The following is an 11,243-nucleotide window of genomic DNA, read 5'->3' as shown; positions in this document are numbered from 1 at the left end:
CTGTTCCGTCAGGCAGGCCGCGCCACCTCGTAAGGCCCGTGCTTCTGGAAGGCGGTCCTTACGAGGTGGCGCTGTCGCTTCCGTCCACGCCGCCGGACTGCGGCGGGATCGCCCCGCCCGCGGGACCCCCGGTGATCTCGATCCCCTCCCGGGCGAACGCCTGCTTGATCCGCAGCCGCAGCTCGCGGGAGACGCCCGCTGCCTCGCCCGGCATCGTGCGGGCCTGGGCCTGGACGACCACCGACTCCACGCCGACCGACTCCAGACCGAGCACCTTCACCGGCTCCCACAGCCGCTCGTCCCAGGGAGCCTCCTTGGCCATCGCGTCCGCCGTCTCCGCGATCACCGTGCGGGCCCGGTCCAGGTCCTCGCCCGCGCCGACCTGCACGTCGACCAGGGCGGTCGCCCAGCCCTGGCTGAGGTTGCCGATCCGCTTCACCTCACCGTTGCGGATGTACCAGATCTCGCCGCCGTCGCCGCGCAGTTTCGTCACGCGCAGCCCGACCTCCACGACCGTGCCGGACGCGATCCCGGCGTCGATGACGTCGCCGACGCCGTACTGGTCCTCCAGGATCATGAAGACGCCGGAGAGGAAGTCCGTGACCAGGTTCCGGGCGCCGAAGCCGATCGCGACCCCGGCCACACCCGCGCTGGCCAGCAGCGGCGCCAGGTCGATCTTCAGCACCGACAGCACGCTCAGCGCCGCGGTGCCCAGGATCAGGAACGACGCCACGCTGCGCAGCACCGAGCCGATCGCCTCGCTGCGCTGCCGCCGCCGCTCCGCGTTGACCAGCAGCCCGCCGAGAGCGGTGTTCGCGGCGGCCTCGGCACCCCTGTTCATGCGTTCGATCAGGCGGCTGATGGTCTTGCGGACCACCGAACGGAGTACTACCGCGATGGCGACGATCAGCAGGATGCGCAGGCCCGAACTGAGCCAGCCGGCCCAGTTGTCGTCGACCCAGCTACTGGCCTGTGCCGCCGAACGCGGCACGTCCGCGAAGGGTGCGGTGGTCTGGGGCTGCGGCGTCGCGCTGGACACGTACGGGAACCTCCGTCGGGGGTACTGAAGGCTCCCAATCTAGCCGGGCGAACGATGCCGTCTCGTTGCACGTTCAGAGGAGCGAAGGCCCCCTGAGCGGGGGATGTATGGAGGGTGGTGCGGTGTTGCCGCCCTGGAGGGACGGAGAGGGAGGAGCAGAAGTGTGGTCCAAAACACCTTCGGTCCGTTACCCGGGCATGGTGGCGCGGTGCACCGCATTCCGGAGACACTGAGGCCAGATCGTCCCGGCGCGAGCCACGCGCCGCCGGCGCCAAAGGAGGCATCCGTGCCGCATGTCCTGGTACTGAACGCGTCGTACGAGCCGCTCGGCGTCGTACCGCTCCGCCGCGCGCTCATCCTCGTGCTCAACAACAAGGCCGTGTGCCTGGAGGAATCCGGCGCCTACCTGCACAGCGAGACCCAGGCGCTGCCCGCGCCGAGTGTCGTGAAACTCACCAAGTTCGTACGCGTCCCCTTCCGGGGCACGGTGCCACTGACCCGTCGGGCGCTGTTCGCCCGCGACGGCGGCAAGTGCGCGTACTGCGGGGCCGCCGCCACCAGCGTCGACCACGTCATCCCGCGCAGCCGGGGCGGCCAGCACGCCTGGGACAACGTGGTCGCGGCGTGCAGACGCTGCAACCACGTCAAGGCGGACCGCCATGTCGCGGAACTCGGGTGGCGGCTGCGCCATCAACCGGCCCCGCCGTCGGGGCTCGCCTGGCGGATCATCGGGACCGGACATCGGGACCCGAGGTGGCTGCCATATCTGCAACCCTTCGGCGCGGATGACGCCCTGGCCCGGATCGACGGCATATCAGCCTGAGGTCCGGGCTCAGCTATTTCCGCGGCCGCGACCCCGGCTCGCACGCTGTGCGGGCCCGGGGGCGGCCGCGGGTGCGGCGTGCCCGGGAGCGTGCTCGGGATCCGATCGGGGGTGGCCCGGAAGCAGGCCCGGGGCTTTCCGCATTCCGGTCCCGAACCGATCAGGATTCGAGAAGCGCGGGTCCAGGGACCCCGCATAGCGTCGTCGTATGGCTTCCATCGAATCCGTCACCCTGGACGCGGCCGATCCCACCGCCGCGCGCACCTTCTACACCTCCGCCTTCGGCCTGGACACCCAGGTGCACGTGCGGGAGGCACCGCCCGCCGACACCGGTTTCCGGGGGTTCACGCTCTCCCTGGTCGTGTCCCAGCCGTCCACCGTCAAGTCCCTCGTGGACGCCGCCCTCGACGCGGGCGCCACGGCGGTCAAGCCGGTCACGAAGTCGCTGTGGGGGTGGGGCGGCGTCGTCCGCACCCCCGACGGCGCGCTGTGGAAGGTCGCGACCTCGGCCCGCAAGGACAAGGGCCCGGCCACCCGGGAGGTCGACGAGGTGGTGCTCCTGCTCGGGGTCGAGGACGTGCTGGCGAGCAAGGCGTTCTACGTCGAGCACGGCCTCGCGGTCGGGAAGAGCTTCGGCCGCAAGTACGTCGAGTTCGCCACCCCGGGCAGCCCCCTCAAACTCGCTCTCTACGGCCGCAAGGCCCTCGCCAAGGACGCGGGCGTCCCCCCGGAGGGCACCGGCCCGCACGGCCTCACGATCACCACCGACGCCACCCCCTTCACCGACCCGGACGGCTTCACCTGGGGGGCACCCGGGCAGTGACGTCCGGCACCGGGGCGGACGGGGCCGGTGGGGTCAGTCGGCGGTTGCGTATGCCTCGATCGCGTAGAGGGAGTAGCCGTACTTGGTGGCGCGGCGGACTCCCTGCATGCGCAGGTAGCGGGTCGGGGTGGGGGAGTCGAGCCAGACGCCCTCGGTGCCGCCGGAACCGTCGGTGACCGTGGCGGCGGTGTGCCAGGTGACGCCGTCGGTGGAGGTCTGGATGCGGTAGGCGGCCGCGTAGGCGTCCTCCCAGTGCAGGACCACCTTGCCGACCCGTGCCGGGGCGGGCAGGCGCACCTGCACCCAGGAGGCGGCGTCCACGGGGGAGGACCACCGGGTGGAGGGGTTGCCGTCGGCCACGTAGGAGGGCGGGAAGTCGGGGGTCTCGTTCGCCGAGGAGGTGGCCGTGGAGCCGGGTACCAGGTCGGGTCCGGTGGTGCGCGGGTGCGTGCGGACGGTCAGGGTGCGTTCGACGGTGCGGCCGGACACGGTGAAGCGCACCGGCACGGCGTAGGAGCCCGGGGCGGTGCCCGCGGGGACGCTCAGCCGCAGGGGCACCGCGGTGGTGGAGCCGCGCCGCAGCGGCGTGGATCGTGCCGCGCTGAGGACCACCGGGGACTTGCCGCCGCTGCTCCGGACGACGGCCAGCGTGGTGTCCCGGGGCAGGCCGGAGGAGACCTCGGCCGTCACGGTGACAGCCGGCCCGCCCGCCTCCGCATCGGCCGTCGGCCGGTCGATCGCCACCTTGGGCGCCCCCGCGAACCACGGCACGACCTCGCGCACACCGTTGCCGTCGGACAGGCGCACGGCGTCGGCGAGCACCCCGGCGGGCAGTTCGGCCCACCCGCCCTGCCGTACCGAGCCGATCGTCCGCCACGCGCCCCCCGGCTGCCGTACCTGCACGGAGACCTGTGCCGGCTTCGGCTTCGGCCGCGGGTCCGGGGCGACGGTCGCCCATCCGGAGTCGGGCGGCCCCGGCGGCGGCTCCACCGGCGCCGCGGGTGCGGCGGGCGGTCCCGTCACCACCGTGACGGTGTCCAGCAGCCGCGCCCCGCCGAGGTCGACGGTCAGCGGGCCGGGCCCGGCCCCCGTCGTCAGGTCGCCGTCCAGCACGGCCGCCGCATGCGGGCCGCCCGTCGCAGTGGGCGCCGGCTGCCCGGTCCCCGCCACGTCGAACTCGCGCACGGTCACCGCGCCGGTCTGGGGCGCCGTCGCACGCAGCCGCACCTGCCGGGCCCGGGTGCCGGGCGGCAACGTCGCGGTGATCACCGGCTGGTCGTGGTACGTGCCGATCTTCCGCCAGCCGGAGCCGGAGCCGGAGCCGGAGCCGGAGCCCGGGCCGGAACCGGGGTCGGAACCGTCGGAGACCTCCAGCACCGCGTCGTGCAGGAAATCGTCCGAGCCGCTGCCGTCACCCATCGTGATCCGCACCGCGCCGATCGGCATCGACCCGCCCAGGTCCACCCCGACCGCGTCGTCCGGTTGCGGCGCGGCGGCACTCGACCAGGACGTGCCGTCCTTCCCGTCGACCATCGCCGACGGGTCGCTGCCGCGCCCGGAGGCCATGGTGGTGGTAGCGGTCCGGCCGTCCGCCCGCAGCCCGGTCCAGGCGTCCGCCCGGTCCACCGCCTGGTCGAGGAACGCGTCGACGGTCTGCCCGGCCACCTTCACGGTGCCCTGGTCGAGCGCGGCCAGCTCCCCGTCCAGTTCCTGCCGGGACCGCCAGGCCGCGGCGCCGTCGCCCCGGGCCTGCGCCAGCAGCATGTCGACCGCGGCCTGGCCCGCGGCGCCGTACGCCGCCATCCGGTCCAGCCAGGGCCGTACCTCGTCGCCGAACGTGCCGCCGGCCAGGCCGTCCAGGGTCTGCGGGGCGGTGCGCAGGACGCCGAACGCGGCACGCAGTCCCGCCGCTGCGGCGTCGAGGGCGGCGCCGTTGCCGGGCGGGCCGTCCAGCGCCGTCCAGAACGCCTTCACCAGCGGGTCGAGGTAGGCGCCGTCGGTGCCGCCGAGCGCGGAGGACTCCTCGTCCGACGCCAGGGCGGTCAGCGCCGCCTCTGCCTTCTGGTCGCCGCCCGCCAGGTCGTCGATGCCGGCCTGCCACGACGTCCGGGGGTCGTAACCCCCCGGATTCCAGGCGAAGTCCGCCGCCGTGAACAGCGGGATGCGGGACGCGGCCGGCTGCTGCATGCCGCTGGTCAGCAGCCCGGCGGAGACGGTGGCCAGTGCCGGCTGGCGGCCGGTGTACGGGCCGAGGAACAGCCGCTTGGGCGCGAAGTCGTTGACCGGGTAGTTGTCGACGGTCAGCAGCGGGTGGCGCAGCGCGCTCTTCGCCTTGGCCACCTGGGCGCCGGTGATCTGCTGCGGCAGTACCCCCACGCCGGTCCAGGCGACCTCGACGTCCGGGTCGAGTGCCGCCGCCAGAGCGGTGCGGTACGGGGTCGCGCCGTCCTGGTAGTACTCGGTCGGCAGCAGCGACACCTCCGGGCCGCCCCGCGCCGTCGTTCCGTGGCGGGACCACAGGTAGGCCGCCACCGTGTTGGTCAGCTGGGCCTGCGCGCGGGCCGCCGCGTCCGGGCCCGACCCGAACCTCGCCGTGTCGGCGGCGCAGTGCCACTCGCTGTAGCTGACGTCCTGGAACTGCAGCTGGAAGGCCCGGAAGCCAAGCGCCCACATCGCGTCCAGCTTCTTCTCCAGTGCCCGTTGGTCGTCCGGGGAGGAGAAGCACATGGCCTGCCCGGGCGCCACCGCCCACTGGAGCATCACGTGATCCTGGGCCGCGCGCCGCGCCAGCGCCCTGAAGTCGGCGCGCTGCGCCGCCGGGTAGGGCTCCTTCCACTGCGCCTGCCGGTACGGGTCGTCGCCCGGCGCGTAGAGGTAGCGGTTCTGCTTGGTGCGGGCGAGGAAGTCCAGTTGGTCGAGGCGCTGCGCCTGCGTCCAGGGCACCCCGTAGTAGCTCTCCGCCACGCCGCGCACCGGGGCGTTCGGCCAGTCGCGCACCACCACCCCGGCGAAGCCGCGCGTGCCGCCCCGTGTCACCGTCAACTGGCGGAGCGTCTGGGCCGCGTGGAAGAGTCCGTCGTCGCCGACGCCCGCCATCGCGACGGTACGTCCGCCGACCGCCAGCCGGTAGCCGCCGCTGGGCAGGTCCGCGGCGGCCGGCGCCCTGAGGCGGGCGAGCGGGGCGCTCGCGGCATCGGTCCCGACGTACACCGTCAGGCCGTTCGTGCCGGTGCCGCCGGGTGAGGCGGCCTCACCGCCTCCGGGGCCGGGCGCCGCCGCCCGCACGATCCTCGCCGCTCCGGCCGCCGTGAGCGCGTCCTCGACGACGTCCAGCGCGTACGGGTCCGCGCCGGGGTCGGAGACGAGCGTGACGTGCTGCCCGCCGACCGGGGCGAATTCACCCGCAGCGGTGATCGACTGCGGCTTCGGCCACACCGCCGGGACGGCCGTGCCCTGACGGCTGCCGGTGTCCGCGCTCGCACTGGCGGGGCCGGCCGGCCCGGTCGCGGGGCTCGCCGGGGCGTCGGCCCACGCCGGCACCGGACCCAGTAATCCGCCCACCACCGTGGCCACGACCGCGACGGCCGAACCCCTTCGCACGACTTCCTCCAGCGCACCCGATGCCGAGGCCGCGGCCGATGCCTTGGCCGCAGCCGCTGCCGAAGCTGAAACGCGACCCCACCACTTCGCCGCCACGCCTGTCAACGCCCTTGTGGGGAACGCCGATCGGATATTGGGATGAACGCCCCACCGGCCGTTTGGCACCATCGGACGCGTGTCGACGCATCCGTACGAAACGCACATCACTGTCGCCTGCCAGGACGCCCGCGAGCTGGACCGTCTGACCGCCTGGGCGGCCGGGAACGCCGCCAAGCTGACGCACATCGTGCTGGCCCGCGGCCGGATGCCGTCGCAGCCGATGCTGACCCTCGGATCATCCGGCACCGGGCTGCGCGAGCACCAGGACGCCGCCTTCGCACTGGAACGGCGGGCCAGGGAGGCGGGGTTCCGGCCGGTGCGGGTGAAGACCGAGACGGTTCCCTGGGCCCCGGAGGCGCCGCAGGAGGACGAGGCGGCCGCGGAAGCCGGCGCCGGCACGTACTTCGAGCACCATGTGAAGCTCGCACTGCCCGCGGACTTCGACCGCGAGCGGCTGCTCGCGACGGCGGTCCCGCACGGCGCGCACCTGTCGTGGAACGCCCGCAGGCTCCGGGACCCGCTCACCGGACGGCACGAACGCTTCGTCACCCAGCGCTGCCACGCGGTGGGCGCGTGGACGGCCGGCGGCCGGCTGGCCGCGCTGCTCGCGGACATCGACGCGGACGGTGACGAGGTCCTCGCCGTGGAGCGGGAGTTCGTCCTTCTCGACAGCGATCTCTCGGTGGACGACGGGTGGATGGCGGCGCCGGCGTCCGGCCCGGCGCCGGAGGAGGCCCGCGGGGCGGGCGATGGCGGCATCAAGGAGGCGTCGTGGACGACGGGGTGAACGGCGGGGTGGGCGACGAAGTGAACGGCGGGGCGGGCAACGAGGCGAACGACGGGTGGTACACGAAACCGTGGGAGGAGTTCCCCGGTGGCGGCCCGGGCAGCAGGAGCGAACCCCCGGAGGAGGCCCGGCGGCGCGGGACCGAGCTGCCCCGTACGTTCCTGGCCGCGTACGCTGCGGTCGGCCCGGGACAGGTGGGGCTTCCGCGGCTCGGCCCGGGCCAAGGCACCGGCACCGGCACTGCCACAGGCACCGGCATCGGCGGCGGTCCGGCGGGCGGAGCGCCCGTGACGCGGGCGGAACCCGCCTTCGACCCGGCCCTGCTCCACTTCTCCCTGGCCTTCCGCGTCTCGGACCCGCGGTTCGGGGATCCCGCTCTCGCCGACCGCTGGCGGACGGCCCGGCGTGCCGCGCTGGACGCCGTGCTCGTCGCGATCGAGCGCGGCGGGTGGGCCGACTCCCTGGTGCTGCGCGGCAGCGCGCTGCTGTCCGGCTGGCTCGGCCGGGACGCGCGCGAGCCGGGCGACCTGGACTTCGTGGTGACGCCGGTCGACTGGCGGATCGACGACGCGCGGACGGAGCCGATGCTGCTCGGCATCGCGGCGGACGCGCAGCGGGTGGCGGGGGAGCGGCCCGGCGGGCCGGTGATCCTGGCCGACCGGGCGGACTCCGAGTACATCTGGGCCTACGATCGCGTGCCGGGGCGCCGGATGGTGCTGCCCTGGTCGGTACCGGCGTCGCCGGGACTTCCCGAACTGCCGGGCGGGCTGGTCCAGCTCGACTTCGTCTTCGGCGAGGAACTGCCCGAGCGGCCCCGGCGGATCCGGGTCGCCCTCTCCGCCGGCTCGCCGGGCGCCCTGCTCCGGGCGGCGAGCCCCGAGGTCTCCTTCGCCTGGAAACTGGTCTGGCTCCTCTGCGACATGCACCCGCAGGGCAAGGACCTCTACGACGCGGTGCTGCTCGGCGAGCGCCACCGGCCGCCGTACGAGGTGATCCAGGAGACGTACCGGGTGAGCCACGACAGCGCCCATCCGATCACCTTCGACCAGGTCGTGGAGGCCACCGAGGGACCGGGCTGGGAGCACTTCCGCCGGGAGTACCCGCACCTCGCGCGCGACCAGGCGCACTACGCCGAGCGGCTGCTGGCGGTGCTGCGGCCGGTCTTCGCGGACCGCTGAGGCGTGTCAGGACCCGTCCGGGGCAGAGTCGCAGGGGAGCCGGGACGGTTCCGGGACGGGGTCGGGCGAGGGCCGGGAGCCCGCCCCGGGCGGGCGGAAAACCGTACCGGGAGTTATCCACAGGGGCTCCGCTGGTGAACGCCGGGGCATGCAAGGATGGGCGTGCCACCGGGGAAGATCCGGTGAGCGGGACACGGGTATGCGATATCCGGATCGATCCGGTCCGGTCGACGAGTTCGGTAGCGAAGGAGAGGGCCGTCGTGGCTGGTACGAACCTCACGCGTGTGGAGGCGCAGGAGCGTGCGCGCCTGCTCGCCGTGGACGCGTACGACATCGAGCTGGACCTGCGCGGCGCCCAGGACGGAGGGACGTTCCGTTCGGTGACCACCGTGCGGTTCGAGGCGAGGGAGGCGGGCTCGACCTTCATCGACCTGGTCGCCCCCGAGGTCCACGAGGTGGTGCTCAACGGAGCGCCGCTCGACCCGGCACAGGTCTTCGCCGACTCCCGGATCGCGCTCGACGCGCTGCCGGCCGGCCCCAGCGAGCTGCGGGTGGTCGCCGACTGCGCCTACACCAACACCGGTGAGGGCCTGCACCGCTTCGTCGACCCGGTCGACAAGCAGGCATATCTGTACACGCAGTTCGAGGTCCCCGACGCGCGCCGGGTCTTCGCCAGCTTCGAGCAGCCCGACCTCAAGGCCACCTTCGCCTTCACCGTGAAGGCGCCGGCCGGCTGGACCGTCGTGTCCAACTCCCCGACCCCCGAGCCGCCCGCCGACGGCGTGTGGGTCCTGGAGCCCACCCCCCGCATCTCGTCGTACGTCACGGCGCTCATCGTGGGTCCGTACGCCTCGGTGCACAGCACCTGGGAGGGCGAGGGCGGCCGCAGCGTGCCGCTCGGCGTCTACTGCCGGCCCTCGCTCGTGGAGCACCTGGACGCCGACGAGATCTTCGCGGTCACCCGGCAGGGCTTCGACTGGTTCGAGGAGAAGTTCGCCCACCCGTACCCGTTCGCCAAGTACGACCAGCTCTTCGTCCCGGAGTTCAACGCGGGCGCGATGGAGAACGCCGGGGCGGTCACCATCCGCGACCAGTACGTCTTCCGTTCCAAGGTCACCGACTCGGCCTACGAGCTGCGCGCCGAGACGATCCTGCACGAGCTGGCGCACATGTGGTTCGGCGACCTGGTCACCATGGAGTGGTGGAACGACCTGTGGCTCAACGAGTCGTTCGCCACCTACACCTCCATCGCCTGCCAGGCCCACGCCCCCGGCTCGAAGTGGCCGCACTCGTGGACCACCTTCGCCAACAGCATGAAGACCTGGGCCTACCGGCAGGACCAGCTGCCCTCCACCCACCCGATCATGGCGGAGATCAACGACCTGGAAGACGTCCTGGTCAACTTCGACGGCATCACGTACGCCAAGGGTGCCTCGGTCCTCAAGCAGCTCGTCGCCTACGTCGGCATGGACGAGTTCTTCGCCGGCGTGCAGCAGTACTTCAAGCGCCACGCGTGGGGCAACACCCGGCTGGCCGACCTGCTCGGCGCGCTGGAGGAGACCTCCGGGCGTGACCTGAAGTCCTGGTCCAAGGCGTGGCTGGAGACCGCGGGGATCAACGTGCTGCGGCCGGAGATCGAGGTCGGCGCCGACGGCACCGTCACCGCCTTCGCGGTCCGCCAGGAGGCGCCGGAGCTGCCCCAGGGCGCCAAGGGCGTGCCGGTGCTGCGCCCGCACCGCATCGCCATCGGCGCCTACGACCTCAAGGACGGCGTCCTGGTCCGCACCCGCCGGATCGAGCTCGACGTCGACGGCGCGCTCACCGACGTGCCCGAACTGGTCGGCCAGGCCCGCCCCGACGTCGTGCTGCTCAACGACGACGACCTGTCGTACGCCAAGATCAGGCTCGACGAGCAGTCCCTCGCCGTGGTCCGCGACCACCTCGGCGACTTCACCGAGTCGCTGCCCCGCGCGCTGGTGTGGGCCTCCTCCTGGGACATGACCCGGGACGGCGAGCTGCCCGCCCGCGACTACCTGGAGCTGGTGCTGCACGGCATCGGCAAGGAGAGCGACATCGGCGTGGTGCAGTCCCTGCACCGCCAGGTCAAGCTGGCCCTGGACGCCTACGCCGCGCCGGCCTGGCGCGAGACCGGTGTGGCCCGCTGGACGCAGGCGACCCTCGACCACCTCGTGGCGGCCGCGCCCGGCAGCGACCACCAGCTGGCCTGGGCCCGCGCGTTCGCGTCCACGGCCCGCACCCCCGAGCAGCTCGACATCCTCCAGGGCCTGCTCGACGGCAGCCACGGCTACGAGGGCCTGGCCGTCGACACCGATCTGCGCTGGGCGCTGCTGACCCGGCTGGCCGCGACCGGCCGGGCCGGCGACGACGCGATCGACGCCGAGCTGGTCCGCGACCCCACCTCCGCCGGCGAGCAGCACGCCGCCGCGGCCCGCGCCGCCCGCCCCGACGCGGCGAACAAGGCCGCGGTGTGGGCGTCGGTGGTGGACGACGACAAGCTGCCCAACGCGGTGCAGGAGGCCGTCATCGGCGGCTTCGTCCAGAGCGACCAGCGCGAACTGCTCGCGCCCTACACGGAGAAGTACTTCGCCTCGGTGAAGGGCGTGTGGGACTCGCGCAGTTACGAGATGGCCCAGCAGGTCGTGGTCGGCCTCTACCCGGCCCTCCAGATCTCGCAGGACACCCTGGACGCCACCGACGCCTGGCTGGCGTCGGCGGAGCCGGTGCCGGCGCTGCGCCGTCTCGTGGTGGAGGCCCGCGCGGGCGTCGAGCGGGCCCTGAAGGCGCGCGCCGCCGACGAGGCCGCGCAGCGGGCGGCCGACGCCTCGTAAGGCGGCTGCCACCTCGCGCCCGGCGCAATCCGACAGTGGTGCCCC

Annotated in this window: 7 protein-coding genes; 5 read left to right on the top strand and 2 right to left on the bottom strand. The window is 73.5% G+C overall.

Features of this window, described 5'->3' with window-relative positions:
- Nucleotides 1-58 precede the first annotated feature (58 nt).
- On the bottom strand, nucleotides 59-1,039 hold the full coding sequence (locus C4U44_RS30400; protein WP_103889251.1) for a mechanosensitive ion channel family protein: 981 nt from the start codon (nucleotides 1,037-1,039) through the stop codon (nucleotides 59-61).
- Between the two features lie 286 nt (nucleotides 1,040-1,325).
- Between C4U44_RS30400 and C4U44_RS30395 the strand changes: the two genes are divergently transcribed.
- Together C4U44_RS30395 and C4U44_RS30390 are read left to right on the top strand one after the other, a co-directional pair.
- Nucleotides 1,326-1,862: an HNH endonuclease gene (locus tag C4U44_RS30395; RefSeq protein ID WP_103889250.1), complete on the top strand. Its 537-nt coding sequence runs from the start codon at nucleotides 1,326-1,328 to the stop codon at nucleotides 1,860-1,862.
- Nucleotides 1,863-2,070: 208 nt separating this feature from the next.
- Nucleotides 2,071-2,685, top strand: coding sequence for a VOC family protein (locus C4U44_RS30390; RefSeq protein ID WP_103889249.1), 615 nt, complete (start codon nucleotides 2,071-2,073; stop codon nucleotides 2,683-2,685).
- Nucleotides 2,686-2,718: 33 nt separating this feature from the next.
- Here C4U44_RS30390 and C4U44_RS30385 read toward each other — a convergent pair whose 3' ends face one another.
- Entirely contained in the window at nucleotides 2,719-6,285 is a 3,567-nt protein-coding gene (locus C4U44_RS30385; RefSeq protein WP_235032465.1) for a beta-N-acetylglucosaminidase domain-containing protein, read from the bottom strand.
- A 175-nt stretch (nucleotides 6,286-6,460) separates the two neighbouring features.
- On the opposite strand from C4U44_RS30385, the gene C4U44_RS30380 reads away from it, so the two are divergent.
- The 3 genes from C4U44_RS30380 to pepN all read left to right on the top strand — a co-directional run bounded on the left by C4U44_RS30380 (nucleotide 6,461) and on the right by pepN (nucleotide 11,198).
- On the top strand, nucleotides 6,461-7,171 hold the full coding sequence (locus C4U44_RS30380) for a hypothetical protein (protein ID WP_103889247.1): 711 nt from the start codon (nucleotides 6,461-6,463) through the stop codon (nucleotides 7,169-7,171).
- Nucleotides 7,156-8,349, top strand: coding sequence for a nucleotidyl transferase AbiEii/AbiGii toxin family protein (locus tag C4U44_RS30375; RefSeq protein ID WP_160145145.1), 1,194 nt, complete (start codon nucleotides 7,156-7,158; stop codon nucleotides 8,347-8,349). Before C4U44_RS30380 ends, C4U44_RS30375 begins: the two co-directional genes overlap by 16 nt.
- Before the next feature lie 260 nt (nucleotides 8,350-8,609).
- Complete coding sequence (gene pepN, locus C4U44_RS30370; protein WP_103889245.1) at nucleotides 8,610-11,198, top strand: aminopeptidase N; 2,589 nt, start codon at nucleotides 8,610-8,612, stop codon at nucleotides 11,196-11,198.
- The last annotated feature ends 45 nt before the right edge of the window (nucleotides 11,199-11,243 follow it).

Source organism: Actinacidiphila yanglinensis (genome assembly GCF_900107965.1).
In the GTDB taxonomy this organism is placed as follows: domain Bacteria; phylum Actinomycetota; class Actinomycetes; order Streptomycetales; family Streptomycetaceae; genus Actinacidiphila; species Actinacidiphila yanglinensis.
Note: the sequence above shows the minus strand (reverse complement) of the source record. Positions and strands in the feature narration are given on the sequence as shown.